A 22033-nucleotide genomic window follows, 5' to 3' on the forward strand; every position below is an offset into this window, starting at 1 on the left:
AGTGACTGCGATGAACCGTAACATGAAAAGGATGACGCTAGGAACATTTGATTTAACCATTATTTATTTGTCCGGACTATTTTCTTATCTGTTTTTAAGTCCATTTGTTCCTTTATCCCTGCGAGCAATGCTCTGGTCTTTAGGTATAATCACATTGATCTACATAGGCTTGTCCGTTTATTTCAGATTGTTCGACAAAATCAATCGTTACACCAGCATAAGAGAAACCATGGTGCACGCAACCATCGTCACGATTGCCTTTTTAGTTAGTAATATCTTCAATCTGATATTCACGCCTTTAAGTTTAAGGTTCCTCTTCTTATGGTTTATCTTAGCTGTGATGATCATTCCCGGCAGTCGCGTAGTATGGCGGATCATAATGGAACATCAAGTGAAAAAAGAAAAAATGAACGGTTCTGAAGACCTGACTAAATTGAGAACTTTGATAGTCGGTGCAGGCGCAGGTGGCGGTTTGTTCATCAAAAACCTTCAGCGTAACCCTGAAATCGAATTTGTCGGCATCGTGGATGATGATTCGAACAAGAAACACACGACCTTATACGGTGTACCGGTCTTAGGTAAGATAAGTGATATCGAAAAACTGGTTGATGCCTATGATGTGGATCAAGTCACGATTGCCATCCCATCACTGTCAACTAAAGACCTGGAACGCATCGTGTCCTATGGTAATACCTTACATATCAAAATCAATCAGATGCCTTCTGTTGAAGATATAGTGCAAGGTACATATGAAGTAAGAGAATTTAAAAAAATCGATGTCACAGACTTACTTGGCCGTGATGAAGTAAAACTCGACATGGAAAAAATTGCGACCCAGCTCTCCGGTCAAACGATTTTGGTTTCCGGCGCCGGTGGATCCATTGGTTCAGAGATCTGTCGTCAGATCATCCGCTTTTCACCAAAACGTATTCTACTGTTAGGACACGGTGAAAACTCGATTTATCTGATTCACAGAGAACTGAAACCCATTGCGGATAAAAATGATGTCGAAATAGTCCCAGTGATTGCGGACATTCAAGACCGTGACCGTATCTTCAAAGTGATGGCACAGTACAAACCGGACCGTGTCTACCATGCGGCCGCGCATAAACACGTCCCACTGATGGAAGTCAATCCGACCGAAGCCGTTAAGAATAACGTATACGGTACGAAGAACATGGCTGAAGGTGCCAAGGCAGCAGGTGTGCAGACCTTTGTTATGGTCTCGACCGATAAAGCGGTGAACCCACCAAACGTCATGGGCGCAACCAAACGAATCGCGGAAATGATCGTCACCGGACTCAACGAAGAAGGCCAAACGAATTTCGTGGCTGTACGTTTCGGAAATGTCCTAGGAAGTCGCGGTAGTGTGATTCCTGTCTTTAAAGATCAAATCAAAAAAGGCGGACCGATCACAGTCACTGACTTCCGCATGACACGTTACTTCATGACCATTCCAGAAGCCAGCCGGTTAGTCCTGCAAGCCGGATCACTGGCCCGAGGTGGCGAAATCTTTGTCTTGGACATGGGTGAACCCGTCAGAATCGTTGACCTAGCCAAACAAATGATTCAACTCAGTGGTTCAAAAAGTAAAGACATCGAAATCATAGAGTCAGGTATTCGTCCTGGTGAAAAACTCTATGAGGAACTATTAAGCACCGAAGAAAACACAAGAAAACAAGTATATGAGAAAATATTTATTGGTAAGGTAAATAATCAGCAACTCAATGATGTTATAAGTTTTGTCAAAGATCTTGAACGACTTGAAGACGGTGAATTGAAAGTACAACTCGTTGACTTTGCGAATGGAAAAATCGAACTGACGACTGAAGAAAAACAAGATGGATCGTCATTGGTATACGCTTAAAGGAAAGCATCGACCCATTAAGGATTAGGACGATGCTTTTATATAAACTTGAGGAGGTTTGAAATGAGTTATTTAAAAGTTAAAAGACTGATGGATATAATTCTTTCTGCTTGTGCATTGGTAGCCTTGTCAGTTATTTTCTTGATTATCGTGACTGCAATAAAACTAGAATCAAAAGGGCCCGTGTTATTCAAACAAAAAAGAGTGGGTATGAACAAAGAACACTTTTACATATTGAAGTTCAGAACCATGCGCATCGATACACCTAAAGACACACCGACACACTTACTGGATAATCCCGATCAGTGGATCACTAAAGTGGGGAAATTCTTAAGAAAAACGTCTTTGGATGAGCTTCCACAGATCATCAATATTTTCAAAGGCGAAATGAGCATCATCGGACCACGACCAGCGCTTTGGAATCAGTATGATTTGATTGCAGAAAGAGATGCACACAAAGCCAATGATGTGCCTGTAGGACTTACCGGTTGGGCTCAAATCAATGGCAGAGATGAACTAGCCATCAAGGTCAAAGCTAAACTTGATGGTGAATACGTTAAAAAGATTGGAATCATGATGGATACCAAATGTTTCTTTGGAACCATATTCAGCGTTTTAAAAAGCGATGGCGTTATCGAAGGTAAAACGGCTGAGGAAGCTAATACTTAAGGAGACTGTTCGATTATGAAGAATGTTTTAATTACTGGGGAGAACAGTTACATCGGTACTTCTCTTGAGAATTGGCTTATGAGAGAACCAAAAGAATATAATGTCGATACCGTTGACATGAAAGATGGTTCTTGGAAAGAAAAAAACTTTTCTGAGTATGAAGTTGTGTTTCATGTTGCTGGAATAGCGCATGTATCATCTGATCCGAAAATGGAAGACCTCTACTATAAAGTAAACAGAGATCTTACAGTTGAGACAGCTGAGAAAGCCAAAGCAGAGGGTGTAAAACAGTTTATCTTTATGAGTAGCATAATTGTCTATGGTGAGAGCAGCAGCAGAAAAAGAGTTATAGATAGAAACACAGTTCCAACACCGAGTAACTTCTATGGAAATAGCAAGTTGCAGGCAGAGAATGGTATTAAAAACTTGGAGTCAGATGATTTCAAAATTATAATCCTTCGTCCACCAATGATTTACGGTAAAGGTTCTAAAGGAAATTATCCAAGACTAGCAAAAATGGCAAAGAAGATACCAATTTTTCCTAACATTGATAATGAGCGTAGCATGCTTCATATAGATAATCTCTGTGAATTCATCAAAATTATCATAGAACATCAAGAATCTGGACTTTTCTTCCCGCAAAATAAAGAGTATGTAAAAACCAGTGAGCTGGTAAAAACGATTGCTCAGCTTAAAGACAAGAAAATATGGATAACCGGTTTGTTTAATCCAGTTGTAAATTCAATGTACAGATTTAAAATAGTAAACAAGGTTTTTGGTAATTTAGTTTATGAGAAGTCTATGAGTGACTACGATGAAGCAAATTATCAAATCAGAACATTTAAGGAATCTATCGAGTTGACTGAGAAATAACCGGGAGGGGTGAATAGAGGTTTGAAAAAACATATATTAGTTATTTCACAATATTTTTATCCTGAACAGTTTCGAATAAATGATATTTGTACTGAATGGATCGATAGAGGATATGAAGTAACTGTAATTACGGGTATTCCCAATTACCCATTAGGTAAATATTACGATGGATATGGTCTTTTCAAGAAAAGAAAAGAATCTTTTAATGGTATGGACATCATAAGAATCCCACTCATCCCTAGAGGGAATAATTCAATAATGTTGATACTTAACTACTTGTCATTTGTTGTTTCGGGATTTTTTTGGAAATTTTTCACTAATATAAAAGCTGATTATGTATTTATATTTGAAGTATCACCCATGACCCAAGCTCTTCCTGGAGTTTGGTATGCAAAGAAGCTGAAGATTCCTTGTTATTTATACGTACAAGATTTATGGCCTGAAAATGTTGAAATTATAACTGGAATGACTAACAAAAAAATAATTAGTGCTATAGGTAAGATGGTAGATTATATTTATAAAGGCTGTACTAGAATATTTACAACTTCTGAAAGTTTCGTTGAGTCTATACATAAACGTGGAATACCATTAGATAAAATTGAGTATTGGCCACAATTTGCTGAAGATTTTTACATGCCACTCGATGAGCAAAATGTTCCTGAAATTCCAAAAGATGATATTTTCAACATTATTTTTGCTGGAAATATTGGAATGGCTCAAGGTCTGGATATTCTTCCGAAAGCAGCGAATATTATAAGAAATAAATCCACAAAAAAAGTGCGATTTAATATAGTAGGTGACGGTAGATTTAAAAGTGAGTTTATTAATATCGTAGATGAAATGAATTTAAATGACATGTTTAATTTCATACCAAAACAACCAGCTACCAGAATACCAGAATTAATGGCAGCTAATGATGCAGCTTATCTAGGCTTGACAGATAGCCCTCTTTTCGCAATGACTATTCCAGCTAAGCTCCAATCTTATATGGCGTGTGGGATTCCAAATATAGCATCCGCTGCAGGCGAGACGGCTAGAATTATTAATGAATCCAATTCAGGCTTGTGTAGCAGACCAGGAGATGTGGAAGAACTAGCAGAAAATATAATTAAACTTTCAAACAAATTAAAAGAAGAACGAGAATATCTAGGACAGAATGCTAGAAAATATTACGATATTCATTTTAATAAGTCTGATCTTTTAAAAAGAATGGACAATTATTTCAAAAAAACAGTATGAGGTGGAGAAAAAATGTTTAAAGATAAAATATTATTGATTACAGGTGGTACAGGGTCTTTTGGTAATGCCGTTATGAAAAGATTCTTGGATACTGATATTAAAGAAATTCGAATTTTTTCGAGAGATGAAAAAAAACAAGATGATATGCGGAAAATATATAAAAATGACAAGTTGAAATTCTACATAGGCGACGTTCGGGATAAAGATAGTGTGAAAAATGCTATGCACGGAGTAGATTATATTTTCCATGCTGCTGCTTTGAAACAAGTTCCTTCCTGTGAGTTTTTCCCTATGGAAGCGGTCAAAACTAACGTTATCGGGACCGATAATGTACTGACCGGCGCGGTCGAAATGAATATTAAAAAAGTGATCTGCTTGTCTACTGATAAAGCGGCATATCCAATCAACGCTATGGGCATTTCAAAAGCAATGATGGAAAAAGTTTTCGTATCCAAAGCTAAGACTGTGAATCCCGATAATACATTAATTTGTGGAACACGTTACGGTAACGTAATGGCTTCAAGGGGCTCAGTTATTCCTTTATTTATAGAACAAATAAAAGACAATAGTCCGATTACTGTAACCGATCCTAATATGACTCGATTCTTAATGAGTTTGGCAGAAGCGGTAGAGCTAGTTGTGTTTGCATTTGAGAATGCTGAAGCTGGAGATATCATGGTACAGAAATCACCTGCCTCAACAATCGGAGACTTGGCACAAGCATTAAAGGAATTATTTAATGTAGAAAATGAAATCAAAATTATTGGTACGCGTCATGGAGAAAAATTATATGAAACACTCCTGACTAAAGAAGAACATGTTGTCGCAAAAGATATGGGTGGCTTTTATCGAGTACCAGCAGATAAACGCGATTTAAATTATGATAAATATTTTGTGGAAGGTGACGAAGAACTTTCTTCAGAAGACGAATATAATTCCCATAATACAGAACGACTTAATATTGAGCAGATAAAAGAAAGATTATTACAACTCGATTATGTTAAGGAACAGCTGGAAAGTTGGGTCAAATAATGAAAATATTGGTTACTGGGGCAAAAGGCTTTATTGGGAAGAACTTAATAGCAGAACTGAGAAATAGAGAATACAATGAGATTTTTGAATATGATCGAGATACAGACTCTTCATTACTCGATGGATACTGTAAACAGGCAGAATTTGTATTTCATCTTGCAGGGGTAAATCGACCAAAAGACCAGTCAGAGTTTATGGAAGGAAATTTTGGTTTCACTTCTGAGTTGCTAGACACGTTAAAAAAGTATAGTAACACTTGTCCGGTGATGATTTCGTCTTCTATTCAAGCAGATTTAAACAACCCTTATGGAAAAAGTAAGAAATCAGGAGAAAATCTTTTATTTGCTTATGGTAAAGAAACAGGTGCAAAGATTCTAGTCTATAGATTTCCCAATGTATTTGGGAAATGGTGTAAACCGAATTACAATAGTGCTGTTGCAACTTTCTGTCATAACATAGCACATGATCTTCCGATACAAGTAAATGATCCAAGTGTAATGATGAATCTTGTTTACATTGATGACGTAGTTAATGAACTTATTATGGCTGTAGATGAGCAAGAAAATAGAGTTGGTTCATTTTGTGAAGTCCCTGTAGAACATGTTATGACGCTGGGTGAAATAGCAGAATTGATTTACGCGTTTAAAAAAACTAGAGAAGATAGATCTGTTCCAAATATGTCAGATACATTTACAAAGAAACTCTATAGTACCTATTTGAGCTACTTACCAGAAAATCAATTTAGCTATGATCTAAAGATGAATATTGATCAAAGGGGATCTTTCACAGAGTTTTTAAAAACTCCTGATCGTGGTCAAGTCTCGGTTAACATTTCAAAACCAGGTATTACAAAAGGAAACCACTGGCATCACACAAAAAACGAGAAGTTTTTAGTTGTCAGTGGCAAAGGCGTCATCCGTTTTAGAAAAGTAAATACTGATAAAATATTAGAGTATTTCGTAACTGGTGTTAAAATGGAAGTTGTTGATATTCCTGTGGGATATGCACATAATATTGAAAATCTTGGTGAGACTGATATGGTTACCGTTATGTGGGTTAACGAACCGTTTGACCCTGAAAAACCTGATACATATTTTTTGGAGGTATAATTAATGAAAAAATTAAAAGTAATGACAGTTGTAGGAACAAGACCGGAAATAATAAGACTTTCAGCGGTCATTAATAAATTAGAAGAATCAGAAGCGATTGATCATGTTTTAGTACATACCGGACAGAACTATGATTATGAATTAAATGAAGTTTTCTTCAAAGACTTCAATCTTAGAAAACCGGATTATTTCCTTAATGCAGCAACAGGTTCGGCTGTAGAAACTATTGGGAATATTCTTGTTAAAATAGATCCTATTCTTGAAGAAGTGAAACCTGAGGCATTTCTAGTACTTGGAGATACAAATAGTTGTTTATGTGCCATAGCTGCAAAAAGAAGACAAATTCCAATCTTCCATATGGAAGCAGGAAATCGATGCTTTGATCAGAGAGTACCGGAAGAAACGAACAGAAAGATTGTTGATCATACAGCAGATATCAATTTAACATATAGCGATATTGCTAGAGAGTATCTTTTAAGAGAAGGATTACCAGCAGATAGAATAATTAAGACTGGTAGCCCAATGTTTGAAGTGCTGAATTCGAGAAAAGCTGACATTGATAATTCAGATGTATTGGTCAGGTTGGGTCTAGAAAAACATAAGTACTTTATTGTATCTGCCCATAGAGAAGAAAATATTAGCTCTGAGCAGAACTTTATGGATTTAGTGGATAGCTTAAACATAATTGCTGAAAGATATCAGTTGCCAATTATAATAAGTACACATCCAAGAACAAGAAATATGATTGAAGCTAAAGGAATTAATTTTAATCCACTAGTAAAAACAATGAGGCCTTTGGGTTTTAATGACTATGTGAAACTTCAAAAAGACTCTAAAGCTGTTCTGAGTGATAGTGGCACTATTAGCGAAGAATCATCAATCCTTGGATTTAGAGCGCTCAACATAAGACAAGCACACGAAAGACCTGAAGCAATGGAAGAAGCATCTGTTATGATGGTGGGATTAAAAAAAGAGAGGATTTTGCAAGGTTTAAAAGTAATAGAAAATCAAGAGAAAAAAGTTTTAAGACTAGTTAATGATTATAGTATGCCGAATGTATCGGATAAAGTATTAAGAATTATTTTATCTTATACTGATTATGTAAATAGGGTTGTGTGGAATGAGTAGGAAAACGAGGGGGAATTTTTTGTTTTTGGGATTTGCCATACCTGATGAAGAAATGGATAAAGTATTTAGTATGGATAATTTTCCACAAGTTCAAACACATAAATTCAACTGGAATATTATTAAGGGATTAGAACATTTGGATGTATTTAATTTTACTTATATTTCAGTAAGGCCGATAGCAGATTATCCCATTTTTCCTCAAAAAAAAATAAAAAAAAATAAATGGTTTGTTTTACTTGGAGATAAAAGAATTATAATACAAGAGATTCCATTTATTAACAGTGGCATATTTAAAATTATCACAAGATTTTTATCTGCATTGTATTACAGCCTCAAAAATTATCATTTAGTGTTTAATAAAGCAGGAGTCATTGTATATTCAGTACATGTTCCATATATGATTGTAGGATTAATAATCTCCAAAATTTATAATATAGATTATATTGCTATATGGACAGATCCTCCAGCTGTTAACATAAATAAATCTTCTAATCTGAAATCTAAATTGAGAAAAATTGAGTTAATGATATCTAAATGTTTAATGAAGAAAGCCACAAAGGTAATTGCATTAACAAAATATCTTGCGGAAGATTTTGCTCCAGGTAAACCAAATTTAATAATGGAAGGAATTATAGATGTAAATTATAATAACTATCCTATTAATAAAAAAGAGGAAGAAATTTTAGAAACTTTTAGAATTGTATATACTGGTTCTTTAGAAAATAGATATGGAATTAAAAATATTGTCAATGGATTTCTTGCCATGAAGAACAAACACGGAATATTAGAAATATATGGAAGAGGAAATTTTGAAAAAGAATTATCTGAGATATCTGAGCAAAATAACCGAGTGAAATATAAAGGCTTTGTTTCTAATAAGGAAATACTTGATATTCAAAGAAAAGCAGATTTTTTGATAAATGCTCGATCAAATGATGAAGAATTTGTAAAGTATTCTTTCCCTTCAAAAACTCTAGAATATATGTTATCGGGAACTCCTCTTTTAACGACCCTGCTCCCAGGAATACCTGAAGAGTACAAAGAATATGTGATTATACTTGATAATAATAGTCCTGAAGCAATAGCTGAAAAGTTAGAAGAAGTGATTAAATATAGCAGTTATAATCGTAATCAAATTGGACTTAAGGCTCAAAAATTTGCAAGAACAAAAAATTATATTAATCAATCAGAAAAAATAATTAATTTTTTAAAGTTAAGTATGTAATAGTACTGAAAAACCTTAGTTTAATTGATCAATCTTAGTACGAAAGGAATTAACTACATGGTTCACATAGTATTTCTAAGTGCATTATTCTTTACGATACCCGAATTAAATAAAAAATATCCATTTAGATTTTTTGCTTTAGCAATACTCTATATGTTTATGGCATTAAGGTATGATTACGGTAATGATTACATGAGTTATTTTAATATACATTCTTCGTTAAGTTCAGGCTTAAATGCATACGGAGGAAATGATCAATTGTTCCGGTTATTAAACCTTGCAATACCAAATTTTTTTCTGCTAATTGCATTAGTGAGTCTATTTTATTTAATTGCAATTTGGCATTTAATAAAAAGTAATTTGAAAGTTAATCAATATTGGTTTGCATTTTTACTTTTACTAGTTAATCCATATCTTTTTTTAATCCATTTGTCTGCATTAAGACAGACTTTAGCCTTATGTTTTTTTATGTTTGCGATTAATTATGCAGTCAAACGCAGATTAATTCCGTATGTAATATTTGTATTACTAGCCACTGGAATGCATGCAAGCGCGCTTATTCTTTTACCGTTATACTTTCTGTTAACAGAAAAACCATTTGACAAAAAGTATGCATTTGCAACTATGTTTGTCTTAATATTACTGCTATTCACGCCAATATTTGATATAATTGTACATCAATTATTGGAATACCTTCCAAACAACTATCAATTTTACTACAATCAAAACTTGCAAAATAGTCTTAGAGCTACAATTATTTCGAGTTTTTATTTATTTTTGATTGTATTTAATCTAGGCAATCTTAGAGGAAAAGAAATAATTTACGGGAAACTTTCTTTAATAGCTGTGATTATAACCTTATTAGCTATTAAAATTTCAATGATAACTAGGGTGGGGATGTACTTCGATTTGTTTTTAATTATCACAATTCCTCAGATATTTAGTCGAATAGAGAATAAGGTGAATAAGCAAGTACTGTTCGCAATGTTAATTAGTATATATTTGTTGAGATATTATGCGTTCTTTACAAACCCAATATGGGAAAGCTTTAGAGAATATCAAACAATATCAGGAAAGTAGGTGATTTATTATAAAAATTCTATGGTTAATAAATATACCATTACCAGAGGCAAGTCAGTTATTAGGTGAAAAACCGTCACCGTTTGGTGGTTGGCTTATAAATGCATCAAAAGATCTATCAAATCATGAAAAAATCGATTTGTTTATTGCATTTCCAACTAATAAGGCTAATAAATTCAAAAAATTATCAGGCGAAAAGATAAATTACTTTCCTTTTAAACCTATAAATGAAAATGATGAAAAATTAATAGAAAATAACGATTCATTTAAATTATTATTAAATAAAATTGAGCCGGATATTGTACACATTTATGGAACCGAGCTAGCACATACTCTATCTATGATTAATGCATGCAATAAATTAAACATAAAAACTGTAATATCCATTCAAGGACTTGTATCAATTATTGAAAAACATTTGTACTCAAATCTACCGATAAATGCTATTTACGGTAAAACAATTAGAAATTTCATAAGAAAAGATAGTGTAGTAGGATTAAAAAAGATTTTTAAAAATAGAGGTAAAAATGAAATTGAATCATTAAAAAAGACAAATCATATCATTGGTCGAACCACATGGGATAAAGCTTGTTCAGCTCAAATTAATCCGAAAGCCCAATATCATCTTTGTAACGAGACCCTTAGAAAAGAATTTTATCAACATCAATGGGATTTAAATAAATGTGAAAAGTATTCAATATTCTTAAGTCAAGCACAATATCCAATTAAGGGATTACATTATATGCTAGAAGCAATGCCTGCAGTGTTAAAAAAGTATCCTGAGGCAAAACTTTATATAAGTGGAAAAGATATAACTAAATCAGATTCTTTTAAAGACAAAGTGTTGATTACTAATTATGGTATTTATATACAAAATATGATTAATAAATTAGAATTAGTAGGAAAAGTTATTTTCACTGGACAGCTTGATGAAAAAGGAATGTGCCGAAAGTATTTAAAAACTCATGCATTTGTGTGTCCGTCATCGATTGAAAATAGTCCTAATTCTTTAGGTGAAGCAATGATATTGGGAGTGCCAAGTGTAGCTTCATATGTAGGTGGAATACCAGATATGCTAATAGATAAAGAAGAAGGCTTTTTATATCAACACGATGCTCCTTATATGTTAGCATATTATATCTGTGAGATATTTAAAAATGATCAGTTGGCAGTGAAGTTTTCTCGAAATTCGAGAGAGCGTGCACTGATAACACACGATAGAGCTGAAAATACGAGAAGATTGATTGAGATATACAATAATACCTTTAAAGAAGGAATAGAAAATGAATGAAATAAAACTATTCGGTCAAGTAAAAAAACAATTCTTTAAAAGTGAAGTCGTTACGAAGATAATAAAGAACGCAGGGTGGCTAGTAGGTGATAAAATATTCACTATGATAATTGGTGTGTTTGTTACAGCTACAATCGCTAGATACTTTGGTCCTGAGATTTTTGGACAATACAACTATGCATTATCATTTGTGGCACTATTTACTGCATTTTCTACATTAGGTCTTGAAACACTAACTGTTAAATCAATATTGGATAAAGATTATGATGAGGGAACAGTTTTATGTACTAGTTTAGTTTTGAGGGTGGTCGGCGGGATTTTTTTAACTGTAATGTCATCCTTTATAATTAGAATTATAGAGCCAAATGATCGGGAATTGCATATTTTAGTTTTGATAATGTCATTCGCTATGGTTATTAAAGCATTAGAAGTTATTGAATACTGGATTCAGGCATATCAAAAAGCAAAAATATCATCGATTATTAGAATGGGAGCTTACGTAATCACTGCTGGACTAAAACTAGCCTTAGTATTTTTTAATGGAAATTTAATTCATTATGCTACTATATATATGTTTGATGCATTAATTATAGGAATAGGATTGATAATTGCATATTCAAGAAATATTGAAAATAAGTATAAGTGGAAATTTGACTTAGTATATGCGAGAAAAATTTTATCACAGAGTTGGTATTTAATTCTATCAGGTTTAATGGTTACGATATATATGAAGATAGATCAAGTAATGTTAGGAGCAATGATGCCAACAAAAGTGGAAGTAGGAGTTTACTCAGCTGCAGTGCAAGTAGCTAGCATGTGGTATTTTGTTCCTATGGCAATTATTGTATCCTTCAAACCGGTTATAATGAAGAAGAAAAAAACTGATGAAAAAAAATATATATACACTGTCCAAGTGTTATATACTATTGTTACTTGGCTTAGTATAGCATTTGGGTTATTTATTCTCATTTTTTCTGGCTTTATTATTGATTTGCTTTATGGTTCAGATTTTTCAAAGGCAGCTAGTATTTTATCGATAAGTATCTGGGCAGGGACATTTGCGATGATCGGAACAGCCTCGTCAACTTGGCTTGTATGTGAGGGTCTGCATAAATATAATACTATCTTCGTTTTTAGTGGAGCCATATCGAATGTATTATTAAACATACTATTAATTCCATACTTAGGTGGATATGGAGCAGCGATTGCTACACTAGTAAGTCAATTTATAGCCAATGTAATTACACCAACCTTTTTTAAAGAGGTAAGAGTAAATTCAATAATGATTTTTAGAGCTTTCTCGCTCTTCATTCTTAGAAAAGGTCAAAATAAATATAGCACTTAAAAATGTTCTTATAAGGAGGAAAATAATGAATGAATTAAAGAAAATAGTATTATATAATCCTGCGATTAGTAGTCTTAATATGGGGGATCATATTATATTTGATGGAGCATATAATCAACTTGAATATTTATTAAATAAATCTTTTGTGGTAGAAGTATCTACCCATCTACCTGTATCTAGATACTTAAGACATACAAAGGATTTTGATTATAAATTTGTTTGTGGAAGTAATCTGTTGAGGGGAAAAATGAACAGATTATTCCGTCAATGGGATATTACAATAGTTAATGCAAGGCAAGTTGGGCCATCCATATTAGTTGGTGCTGGATGGTGGCAATATGGAGATGAACCAAATTTGTATACAAAAGAATTATACAAAAAAGTATTAACATCTAATTATTATCATTCAGTTAGAGATTCTTATACGGAAAAACAGTTAAAAAAAATAGGCATTACTAATGTTTTAAACACTGCTTGTCCAACGATGTGGGACCTTACTAAAGAACATTGTAGTGATATACCGAATAATAAGGCGAATGATGTTGTATGTACAATTACAGATTATAATAAAGATATAGTCAGAGATACTAAACTTTTTCAAATACTTTGTGAAAATTATAAAAATGTCTATTTCTGGATACAAGGAACTAAAGATTATGAATATTTTCAAGAATTAAACATCACAAATGAAAAAGTGAAAATTATAAGTCCAAATTTAAAATCTTATGATTTGATTTTAGAAAAAGACATAGATTATGTTGGAACAAGATTACATGCTGGAATTCGTGCCTTACAAAAAAAGAAGAGAACTATTATAATCGGAATTGACAATAGAGCTATTGAAAAACAAAAAGATTTCAATCTTACTTGTATCAAAAGAAATGAAATTGAAATGTTGGATCATAAAATCAATAGTGTCTTTACTACAGATATAAACATTCCAATTGACAATATTAACAAATGGAAAAAACAGTTTATATAATTATTTTATTAGGAGGAAAAAAATGCATAAGTCAGAACTAGATATTCCTGTTGCGTTAATTTTTTTCGTTCGTCCAGATACACTTTCAAAAGTATTCGAAAAAATTAAGAAAGCGAGGCCTGCTAAATTATTTCTTATTCAAGATGGAGCAAGGCTTATTAACGACAGTGATAATCAAAGAATTAATGAGTGCAGATCGATTGTCGATGATATTGATTGGGAATGCGAAGTGTTTAAGAATTACTCTGAATCAAATTTAGGTTGTGGTCGTCGACCATTTACAGGTATTACGTGGGTATTTGAGCATGTAGATAAAGCGATTATCTTAGAAGATGATTGTATACCAGCGGATTCATTTTTTTCGTTTTGTAAGGAAATGTTAATTAAATATCAGAATGATAAAAGAGTTGGCATAATTAGTGGCTTGAATTATTTTGAACAATATGACTTTGGAGGAAACTCATATGGTTTTGTGAAAACCGGATCCATTTGGGGGTGGGCCACTTGGAAAGACAGATGGGAAGAATATGATTTTAATATGGACCATTTAAAAGATGATTATATCCAAAATTTAGTTAAAATGGATATCACACCTAAATCGGCAGCAAAGCAAAGGATTAATACCTGGAAAGCTGCACAAAAAAAAATATTAAATGAACCAAATGTTTCATATTGGGATTATCAATGGGGATTAACGCGACATATTAATTCATGGTTATCAATAGTGCCAAATCGTAATCAAATTACTAATGTTGGAATCGGAAGTGGGTCAACTCATTCAGGTAGTAACATAAATTTTTTACCAAAAAAGATTGCTGCTTTCTTTTTTATGGATACAACAAATTTAGAATTCCCATTAACTGAACCAAAATTTGTAATTCCAGACAGGAACTATGATGAACAATATTATAAAATGATTTATCCCAATATTTTATATAAGATAATAAATCGTATCACTCGAATAATTAAAATACAAACACATAAGAGTAAAAAAAAAAAAAAACTAAATAATTATACAAATTAAATGAAAGCGATGTGTCCACAAACAAGATAAATGAGAGTAACCGCTAGCTTTAGATTTGTCGGCAGATATTTAACAAACTAAGCAAAAAATAATCACTCTCTAAATGTCACGGATAAACATAAAATTTCAAAGAGTTTAGAGAAATACAAGCTGTGGAGCATCGTGATTTTTTATGATTGTTGCGACATAGATGAATTATTAAAAATTCATCTATGTCATCTATCAAAGTCTTTTAGTCGATTATTAAGAGTGCTAGTAAAAATCTTTGTTATAAAACTATCTATGATTGATTTCTTGTACTTATCTTGCATATTATACATTTTGTAATTCTTATAATTAATATTAGTTACTCTTGGGGGAGAATGCATTTTTTCACTTCTATATTTATTAAAGGTGGGAAAATTATCAACCAAATTTTTCGAGTTTTCTTTTCACCTGTCAGTGACGGTTTTGACGTTGGTATTGTATGCTTCTCTAATAGTACGGTGCAAAAACAGAACTAGTGAATTCTGTTTTTGATGAAGTTCTAGTGACTGTGAATGATGTAATATGCCTCATCACTCATTCTGACCGCAGTGTGCATTATCGATGGTATAGCTGGCTAAGAAGGATAATTAATCATTTTCTCAGTCAACTTATCTCAAAAAAAGATGTTCTCCTGAGTTATAGATTAGAAAAAATTAGCGAATCTCAATTTGAACAGAAATAAAGAAAAAGTAAAGAATCTTAAAAAAGAGAAGAGATATGAAGATGACAATTACATGCAAAAAATGTAGTAATCAGATTAAATTAAATCGTGATAGTATTGGATTAAAATATAATTATTATGGAATGTGTCCTTGTGGGATTAGCTATGATGCTGATTATAACGCAAATACAGGAGAACAGATAAGAGAATTATGGTTCGAATTGGATGATATTGATTCAAAAAGCAATGAGTAATAATTTTTTGGTAACAATAGTGTTTAATATAACACGAAATTAGATAATATTGCTTAAGAATCTTAAAAGATGGTATTAAAATAAAGCTTGTCAGCCCAATCAAAATCTTTCACCGCCATTGGTGACTAAACTAATAATGGCGGAGGAAGTGAAAATATGCTTTCAATGCCATCGATGTCATCAATTAATTTAATTATTGAATAACGGGGGTGCGGATGAAATTGATTCCTGACAAAATATTGTGGAGCGGCTTTGATTCGTTCTTTTATAATCAAATCACGTGCATACAAAAAGAGCTTTGAGTGTTAACCTCAAAGCTCTTTTTGTATGCACGCTGTGTCTAAAGTAATGCATGTGTTTCGTACCTTAATTATTTTTTCTTTTTGGCTTGTTTCTTTAAGTATTTCAGTCTAATTTGCTTATTTTGAGCTAATTTTTCTTCTTTAGAAAGAGAGGGAGAAGTCGTTTGAGTAGGCTTCTTCTTAATTAATTCTGGCTGAGACGTAATCTCTTTAGCTTTTTCTTGAGGTGTAGGTTCTTCGCTTGAAACGCTTTGATCATCTGACTCAACATCTTTCGAAACGGCACTTATTGTCTCGTCTGGTGTCCAAAGTTGTCCATCGACATTATAAGCCATACCATGTTCCATAAGAAGAAGAACACGTTCTAAATCTGCTTCTGATAAGTCGTTGCTGTAGACATCGAGGGGTTCTTCGGCATTCAGTACTTTCTCCATATAAAATGAGCGAAGTTCTGTGTCTGAATTCAATAAATCTACACTTGCTTCTTTCATCCAGTCTGAAAGTGGTGCGACGATTTCATCCTTTTTCCAGCTTTTGGCAATGTCTAAGTCAAAGCGCTCGATAAAATGAGCCAACTGTTTTTTTGTGTAACTTTGATTCGCTAACTCTAATGTCTGTTCTTCTGGTGCTTTATTGATTTCTAATTCCTTGATCGTAGCTATTAATTGCTTGTTCATAATAAATTTCTCCTTTTACGCTGATTTATGTATTATAACATAAAAACAGTGCCTTCTAACAGTGTATCAATGGATGAATAGGAAGGGACGTTAAAATAATTAACCTAATGAGATGGTTAACCAACTGTAGGCAGGTTTTTATGGGTTTTTAGGTGTCACTTTTTTAGGCATTGTAGGGGTCAGACAAACTCATCTCTATCTAAAAAGACTTTTTCCCAGCCTTCACTTTTGAATGTATCATTGATAGCTTGGGCAAGCTCTTTCCCGTTTGGATGGGTTAAATCAAATTGGTTATTCAAAAGATCTCTGCGACTGTCCTCAAGCGGTGTATCGTTCTTAGCTTTTGTGCAAAGAGGGTAGCTGGCATTCGGATCGGAGTCTAGTATTTTTTCCAAGATGATTTCATGTTCCCAATCATCACCACAGTCATAAGTATAGAGCGCGCGGTCTTTTTCCTCCTTGAACCAGTCGGATAATCGTTCGTCTTCTTCATGGAAAAAACGGGGCAGCCCATAATCTTCTGGATGAGCAAGCGTCTTTCTTAGTTGAAGTAGATAAGGAGAGCTCTCTGTTAGGGGAGCATTTTCTTTTTGGCCGATGCTTGTATTGCTAAACCGGATACCATTTGATTTGCGTATCTCAAACTCGTGGAGATGATAACCTAGCCAGTCAAATGCAGCCAAAATGATGTAGTGAAAGCACTCAAAGGTTGTCTCACTGTCCACTTGAAGTTTCCGCCACACCGGAACCCCAACATCTTTCAGTGTGACTTTAAATTGATAAATCATATGCTCACCAACCTTGATTCTAGACTTGATTTCATGGCTTTATGATACCAGAAGTGTCTAGTTAATAATAGGAAAAAGGATGTCCTTTGGCAGGTACAGATATTAGTGTCAGTAGGTTTGGATCGAGGGTTCGCTTATCCTAAATCTATTTTATTTAAAAAAGCCAATAACTTGTTCAGATACGTCATTAGAAAGAAAGGATTCCCAAACAACATGAAAGTAGTGAAGATTGAATTTTGTGCACAGTATAAGATAAAGAATTCTAAAGGTAAAATATTATTACGATTGTAAAATACGATATCGATGATTTTATAAATATATGCTTGTGAAATTTGTTGTTATTAAGTAAATGGAAAGGTATACTTTTAAATAACAAGAATGTTATATTTACACTCTATAACGACTGTTTTCAGGACTGAAAATTTAACAAAAAAACATATGGAATTCAGTTGTGTACTAATCATTTAGATGAGTAGTGGTATAGATAATGAAAGGGTGATAAAGGTGAATTATGCCCCTGATAATGTCATGAATTTTGCTAGAAGTCATACATAAGACTAAACGTTAATGAGGTATGAGTTAACTGGTAATTTAATATAAAAGTCAGCTATGGTGTGAGATTAAAGAGTCTTAAACACTATCTGGCATTCTAGTAACTGAGAAATAATGGATGGAGGGATAAGGATGGATTGGTTTATTGTATTAGTAATATTAGTCGTAGTTGCCGTAATTGTCGCCGTATATTATTTCAGAAGTAACTTAAATGACTCTGAGGAAAATGAGATAGACAAAGTTATTCCACTTGATAAGGGTCAGGTATCAATAAAAGGATCATCTCGTGAAGCATTCGACATATCGGTCAATGATGGAAATGGTACGTTCATATACAGGGTAAAGAATGGAAATATTGTAGGAGTGAAAATCCCGGACAATGATAAATACTATGAATATATGGAGTGATAATTATGTCAATGTTCGGATTTACTAGTGAAAAAGAGAAGCAGATAGAGCAGTTAACAGATGAAATAAAGACTGAACAGGAGAACTACGAAAGAGAAGTAATAAAAATAAACTGTGAGATCAAAAGAAAAGTCTATGATTACAATGATCAAATTCCAATGATAAATTCTATTAGAATCATTAATTTTGGTCCACAAATTGAGAAACTATATGAATTTTTAACTATTTTTGGCGATGTAGGAATTAAACTTTCACCCTTTGATTTTAAAACAGAACAATCAAGAATGAATTACCATAAAGATATGAGTCAGTCAGAAGATTCTTTGGATCATGAAGAAGGTCCTTACACTGATTTTGAGAGAAAGGTAGGTAAAGGGATCGCAGCTGGTACTGTAGGAACAATCGGAACAATGGGGACATCGGCTTTACCCGCTTATTCAGCTCTAGGGTATGTGACAGCTCCCCTTTCAGTGGTGTCACCACTAGTAGTAGCACCTTTAGTAATTGGGCTTGTTGGTATCCTTAAAAAGAATAAATCAGATAAAGATAAAATCACGGAACTAAATATAACGCTTGATGAGATAAAAATGAGCTTCAAAAATGATATCAAAATAAAACAGCACTTTCTTGAAACAATGGAGGATGCAATAAAAATAGCTGAAATCTATCGGGTTAATTTGCTGTCCATCAGTCAATCGATTGAGGAGACGATGTTGCCTGAGTTAGGTTATGTCAAAAGCTTCTTAATTGCTGAGGATGCAAAGAATAAAATCATAGCGAATGAGGAAATCAAAGAGTTAAAGCCAGATTCTATAACTCTTTATAGGCAGACGCCCTATCATAAGCATTTCCTTCTGGTCCAGAACAGTTTTCATTTTTATAAAATAATCGCCGAGTTTTTTTCAAAGCCTATTTTAACGACACTACTTGAAGATCATCAGATATCAGAACAAGAAAAAGAAGATTTTAATAATCAAGTCGAACTGATCAATACAAAATTAGCACAAGTGAAGGAAAACAGACTGTATAGTGAGGTGGATCATAGTGAATCTTGAAGAAGCTGTTAAAGTACGCCAGAACATGATGAAATATCAGGGTCATGTCTATTTAAATCTCGTTCAGCAGGTAAATACGAAGTGTAAGGATATTTTACAAGATGATCTGGGCAACCAATTTGTACAAAACTGTGGGAGAGATGTTGCTGGCGAAGTCGTCAGAAGTTACTTTGATACATCAGATTACTATATTACTGTAGATCAAATGGTAAAACGACTATTTGAGTTTGATTATCACAATGAGTATGATCCGCTATCAACGAATGAGGATATTAGAAAGTCAGTATATAATTACACTGACCACAATTCGTCTACCTTATCGAATATTATTGAGGAAATCGATTCAAATCAAGTCAAGCTGTTTGAAAAAACCACTTATCAGGATAGTAATGGTAAAGAGAAGACACGTTATGAAGATCATGAAATGATCAAGAAGAGCAAAGATGAGTATGCGGGTGTTCAGACGGATAATCAGGGTAATATTATCGATGAGTATACGGATAAAGTTGGAGAGTATATTACCGATAAGAATGGGAATCATAAAAGACGTCAAGAGGTCGAACACACTCAGTCAGTGAATGCGGCTGGATACAATCAGAAGTATTTAAAAGAGAAGGGCATAGCCGACTTAAAAGAAATGCTCAACTCTGATGACAATTTCGCTATGATGGACAAGTCTGCTAATGCCTCAAAAGGGGATGTGAAAGTCTATGGTGATGATGGGAATGACATCACACATCGTGCGACACCAAAACAGTTAGCGGAGGCTTTCTGTGATAGATGGGAGGCAGATAACGGTGGGAGTAAAATAGAGAACCTTAAGGAAAAAGGTTATTTAAATGAAGAGGGTAAAGTACCCAAAACCGTTAAAAAGAAGCTTGTAGAAAATATTAAAACGTCTCAAAATGCAGAAAGCAAAGTGATACTTAAAAATGCTGATTATAAGTCCATAGGTAAAGAGGCTGTCTATGAAACAAAAGTGTCACTAGGTAAAATCATTTCTGGCCAGCTTATTTACTTTGGGGCACCACCACTATTTTATGAAGTAAAGAAAGCTTTGACAGCTAAACATGAGAGCCTTGATGCTGTGATGGATAAGATAAGCCGTGCAGGCAAACGAATCGGAAAATATCTATTGTCTAAAATGAAAGCGATCTTTAAGAATGTAGCTTTTAATTCGCTTAAAAAGTTAGTTAAAACGTTTATGGATATCCTGATCAATCTGATAAAGGCCACTATAAAAAAAATGATGAAAATGGTAAAGACCATAATCATGTCAACCATAGATGCTGTTAGGATTATTGCAAACAAGGATTCTTCAAGAGCAGAGAAAGCAGATGCCGTTACCAATCTTTATGCCGTAGCTGTTACCAATATCGTTGTCGAGGTGCTCTTTGAATTAATCGAGAAAGGCGCTAATTTACCTGAATGGATGCTTAAGCCTTTGCAGCTATTAACAAGTGTTGTATGTACGAATGCGACAATGTCGGTTCTTCAAAAGTCGGACCTGTTTGATGTGAAATATGGCTTTAAAATGAATAAGATTCGAGATGTTTTCAATGAAGTTAATTTAGAGTTTGATCATTATGTTGGTTTGGCTTCAGAATATACGCAAGGAACTGTCCACCAGATGATTCAAGAAGCTAGGGCAGACAGCATCAGTGTTTACAATAACCTGACTAATCTAAATCCGTATGAAAAAGATGTTTCTGGAGACCTGAAGAAAGTTGCTGACACGTTCAATATGGATATTCAATTTGAAGACGAGTGGTTGAAGTTCATGGGATTGAATACTGCCTAGCGATATGGGAACCAGAAATCAAAACGGCAGATTTTTTTGTTGAGTTGTTAAAAAAGTGAAAACGGGGTTAGAATTTAAAGTCGATTTTCCGCCTAGAGTTTACCAAAGTAAGGGCGGTAAATCTACTTGATTCATTTTTTGGTGAGTTCATAAAAAATTATTCACACTGTATATTTTGAAAGGGAGTGAAGAAATGGATAATAACATTCAGGACAAAAATAAATCATTCTTAAACTTTGACAATATGATCACACCTAAAATCATACAGATTCTTTTTTATATAGGGCTAGCTATTACTTTGGTTATTGGATTAGTGATGATATTTAGTGGAGAGTCAATTTTTGGAGGCTTAGTAGTTATTTTAGTGGGACCACTATTGATTAGAGTGAATTGTGAGTTGATCATTGTTATTTTTAAGATTCACGAAGCGTTACAAGATATACGATATAAGTAGAGTATAAATGGGTTGAATAACCAATTAGCGGTAAAGACCAAGTCATAATTCAGAATAAAAGTAGATGAATATAATCCACCTGTCAACTTGTACTAGTTGGCAGGTGGATCTTTATTTCAAGAAGAAACATCATTTATCAGTTACTTCTTGTTTTTCTATTTTGCAATCTAATTTTTATGACTCGCTACTT

The 22033-nt window shown here is 33.5% G+C and carries 20 protein-coding genes; 18 read left to right on the top strand and 2 right to left on the bottom strand.

Annotation, left to right across the window (positions count from 1 at the left end; genetic code table 11):
- Nucleotides 1–10: 10 nt before the first annotated feature.
- From ACO1PF_RS10110 to ACO1PF_RS10175, 14 genes are all read left to right on the top strand, one after another.
- Nucleotides 11–1867, top strand: a complete 1857-nt coding sequence (locus ACO1PF_RS10110) for a polysaccharide biosynthesis protein (protein ID WP_423188932.1) — start codon at nt 11–13, stop codon at nt 1865–1867.
- Nucleotides 1868–1930: 63 nt separating this feature from the next.
- Nucleotides 1931–2536, top strand: coding sequence for a sugar transferase (locus ACO1PF_RS10115; RefSeq protein ID WP_423188933.1), 606 nt, complete (start codon nt 1931–1933; stop codon nt 2534–2536).
- A gap of 15 nt (nt 2537–2551) precedes the next feature.
- Entirely contained in the window at nt 2552–3409 is an 858-nt protein-coding gene (locus ACO1PF_RS10120) for an NAD-dependent epimerase/dehydratase family protein (protein ID WP_423188934.1), read from the top strand.
- A gap of 21 nt (nt 3410–3430) precedes the next feature.
- Nucleotides 3431–4648 (top strand): glycosyltransferase family 4 protein, encoded by a 1218-nt coding sequence (locus ACO1PF_RS10125; protein ID WP_423188935.1) that lies wholly within the window; start codon nt 3431–3433, stop codon nt 4646–4648.
- A gap of 12 nt (nt 4649–4660) precedes the next feature.
- Nucleotides 4661–5680 carry a polysaccharide biosynthesis protein gene (locus ACO1PF_RS10130; RefSeq protein ID WP_423188936.1) on the top strand — a complete coding sequence of 340 codons (1020 nt, stop codon included), beginning with the start codon at nt 4661–4663 and terminating at the stop codon, nt 5678–5680.
- Complete coding sequence (locus tag ACO1PF_RS10135) at nt 5680–6789, top strand: capsular polysaccharide biosynthesis protein CapF (RefSeq protein WP_423188937.1); 1110 nt, start codon at nt 5680–5682, stop codon at nt 6787–6789. Before ACO1PF_RS10130 ends, ACO1PF_RS10135 begins: the two co-directional genes overlap by 1 nt.
- 3 nt (nt 6790–6792) lie before the next feature.
- The gene (wecB, locus tag ACO1PF_RS10140; protein ID WP_423188938.1) at nt 6793–7917 is read left to right on the top strand and encodes a non-hydrolyzing UDP-N-acetylglucosamine 2-epimerase; all 1125 of its coding nucleotides are present in this window, start codon (nt 6793–6795) and stop codon (nt 7915–7917) included.
- Between the two features lie 19 nt (nt 7918–7936).
- Nucleotides 7937–9142: a glycosyltransferase gene (locus ACO1PF_RS10145; RefSeq protein WP_423188939.1), complete on the top strand. Its 1206-nt coding sequence runs from the start codon at nt 7937–7939 to the stop codon at nt 9140–9142.
- A 57-nt stretch (nt 9143–9199) separates the two neighbouring features.
- Complete coding sequence (locus ACO1PF_RS10150) at nt 9200–10222, top strand: EpsG family protein (protein ID WP_423188940.1); 1023 nt, start codon at nt 9200–9202, stop codon at nt 10220–10222.
- A gap of 139 nt (nt 10223–10361) precedes the next feature.
- Nucleotides 10362–11513 carry a glycosyltransferase family 4 protein gene (locus ACO1PF_RS10155; protein WP_423188941.1) on the top strand — a complete coding sequence of 384 codons (1152 nt, stop codon included), beginning with the start codon at nt 10362–10364 and terminating at the stop codon, nt 11511–11513.
- Nucleotides 11506–12858, top strand: a complete 1353-nt coding sequence (locus ACO1PF_RS10160; protein WP_423188942.1) for a flippase — start codon at nt 11506–11508, stop codon at nt 12856–12858. Before ACO1PF_RS10155 ends, ACO1PF_RS10160 begins: the two co-directional genes overlap by 8 nt.
- Before the next feature lie 25 nt (nt 12859–12883).
- Nucleotides 12884–13840: a polysaccharide pyruvyl transferase family protein gene (locus ACO1PF_RS10165; RefSeq protein WP_423188943.1), complete on the top strand. Its 957-nt coding sequence runs from the start codon at nt 12884–12886 to the stop codon at nt 13838–13840.
- Nucleotides 13841–13862: 22 nt separating this feature from the next.
- Complete coding sequence (locus ACO1PF_RS10170; RefSeq protein ID WP_423188944.1) at nt 13863–14864, top strand: glycosyltransferase family 2 protein; 1002 nt, start codon at nt 13863–13865, stop codon at nt 14862–14864.
- A gap of 744 nt (nt 14865–15608) precedes the next feature.
- On the top strand, nt 15609–15806 hold the full coding sequence (locus ACO1PF_RS10175) for a hypothetical protein (RefSeq protein WP_423188945.1): 198 nt from the start codon (nt 15609–15611) through the stop codon (nt 15804–15806).
- A 370-nt stretch (nt 15807–16176) separates the two neighbouring features.
- Here the strand turns inward: ACO1PF_RS10175 and ACO1PF_RS10180 are convergent, their stop codons facing one another.
- Nucleotides 16177–16785: a hypothetical protein gene (locus tag ACO1PF_RS10180; RefSeq protein WP_423188946.1), complete on the bottom strand. Its 609-nt coding sequence runs from the start codon at nt 16783–16785 to the stop codon at nt 16177–16179.
- Between the two features lie 179 nt (nt 16786–16964).
- On the bottom strand, nt 16965–17573 hold the full coding sequence (locus tag ACO1PF_RS10185; RefSeq protein ID WP_423188947.1) for a plasmid pRiA4b ORF-3 family protein: 609 nt from the start codon (nt 17571–17573) through the stop codon (nt 16965–16967).
- 684 nt (nt 17574–18257) lie between these two features.
- Here ACO1PF_RS10185 and ACO1PF_RS10190 point away from each other — a divergent pair.
- From ACO1PF_RS10190 to ACO1PF_RS10205, 4 genes are all read left to right on the top strand, one after another.
- Nucleotides 18258–18533, top strand: coding sequence for a hypothetical protein (locus tag ACO1PF_RS10190; RefSeq protein ID WP_423188948.1), 276 nt, complete (start codon nt 18258–18260; stop codon nt 18531–18533).
- Between the two features lie 5 nt (nt 18534–18538).
- Nucleotides 18539–19588 (top strand): hypothetical protein, encoded by a 1050-nt coding sequence (locus ACO1PF_RS10195; protein WP_423188949.1) that lies wholly within the window; start codon nt 18539–18541, stop codon nt 19586–19588.
- Nucleotides 19578–21389 (top strand): hypothetical protein, encoded by a 1812-nt coding sequence (locus ACO1PF_RS10200; protein WP_423188950.1) that lies wholly within the window; start codon nt 19578–19580, stop codon nt 21387–21389. Before ACO1PF_RS10195 ends, ACO1PF_RS10200 begins: the two co-directional genes overlap by 11 nt.
- Before the next feature lie 193 nt (nt 21390–21582).
- Nucleotides 21583–21843 (top strand): DUF4282 domain-containing protein, encoded by a 261-nt coding sequence (locus ACO1PF_RS10205; protein ID WP_423188951.1) that lies wholly within the window; start codon nt 21583–21585, stop codon nt 21841–21843.
- Nucleotides 21844–22033: the final 190 nt, after the last annotated feature.

The sequence above is a fragment of the Alkalibacterium sp. f15 genome, assembly GCF_049389645.1.
Taxonomy (GTDB): Bacteria; Bacillota; Bacilli; order Lactobacillales; family Carnobacteriaceae_A; genus Alkalibacterium.

Excerpts from the sequence above, each read along its gene's own strand:
- ACO1PF_RS10110 (WP_423188932.1), top strand. The coding sequence starts at position 11 with ATGAACCGTAACATGAAAAGGATGACGCTAGGAACATTTGATTTAACC.
- ACO1PF_RS10160 (WP_423188942.1), top strand. The coding sequence starts at position 11,506 with ATGAATGAAATAAAACTATTCGGTCAAGTAAAAAAACAATTCTTTAAA.
- wecB (WP_423188938.1), top strand. The coding sequence starts at position 6,793 with ATGAAAAAATTAAAAGTAATGACAGTTGTAGGAACAAGACCGGAAATA.
- ACO1PF_RS10175 (WP_423188945.1), top strand. The coding sequence starts at position 15,609 with ATGAAGATGACAATTACATGCAAAAAATGTAGTAATCAGATTAAATTA.
- ACO1PF_RS10165 (WP_423188943.1), top strand. The coding sequence starts at position 12,884 with ATGAATGAATTAAAGAAAATAGTATTATATAATCCTGCGATTAGTAGT.
- ACO1PF_RS10205 (WP_423188951.1), top strand. The coding sequence starts at position 21,583 with ATGGATAATAACATTCAGGACAAAAATAAATCATTCTTAAACTTTGAC.
- ACO1PF_RS10190 (WP_423188948.1), top strand. The coding sequence starts at position 18,258 with ATGGATTGGTTTATTGTATTAGTAATATTAGTCGTAGTTGCCGTAATT.
- ACO1PF_RS10180 (WP_423188946.1), bottom strand. The coding sequence starts at position 16,785 with ATGAACAAGCAATTAATAGCTACGATCAAGGAATTAGAAATCAATAAA.
- ACO1PF_RS10195 (WP_423188949.1), top strand. The coding sequence starts at position 18,539 with ATGTCAATGTTCGGATTTACTAGTGAAAAAGAGAAGCAGATAGAGCAG.
- ACO1PF_RS10185 (WP_423188947.1), bottom strand. The coding sequence starts at position 17,573 with ATGATTTATCAATTTAAAGTCACACTGAAAGATGTTGGGGTTCCGGTG.
- ACO1PF_RS10130 (WP_423188936.1), top strand. The coding sequence starts at position 4,661 with ATGTTTAAAGATAAAATATTATTGATTACAGGTGGTACAGGGTCTTTT.
- ACO1PF_RS10170 (WP_423188944.1), top strand. The coding sequence starts at position 13,863 with ATGCATAAGTCAGAACTAGATATTCCTGTTGCGTTAATTTTTTTCGTT.
- ACO1PF_RS10120 (WP_423188934.1), top strand. The coding sequence starts at position 2,552 with ATGAAGAATGTTTTAATTACTGGGGAGAACAGTTACATCGGTACTTCT.
- ACO1PF_RS10135 (WP_423188937.1), top strand. The coding sequence starts at position 5,680 with ATGAAAATATTGGTTACTGGGGCAAAAGGCTTTATTGGGAAGAACTTA.
- ACO1PF_RS10150 (WP_423188940.1), top strand. The coding sequence starts at position 9,200 with ATGGTTCACATAGTATTTCTAAGTGCATTATTCTTTACGATACCCGAA.
- ACO1PF_RS10115 (WP_423188933.1), top strand. The coding sequence starts at position 1,931 with ATGAGTTATTTAAAAGTTAAAAGACTGATGGATATAATTCTTTCTGCT.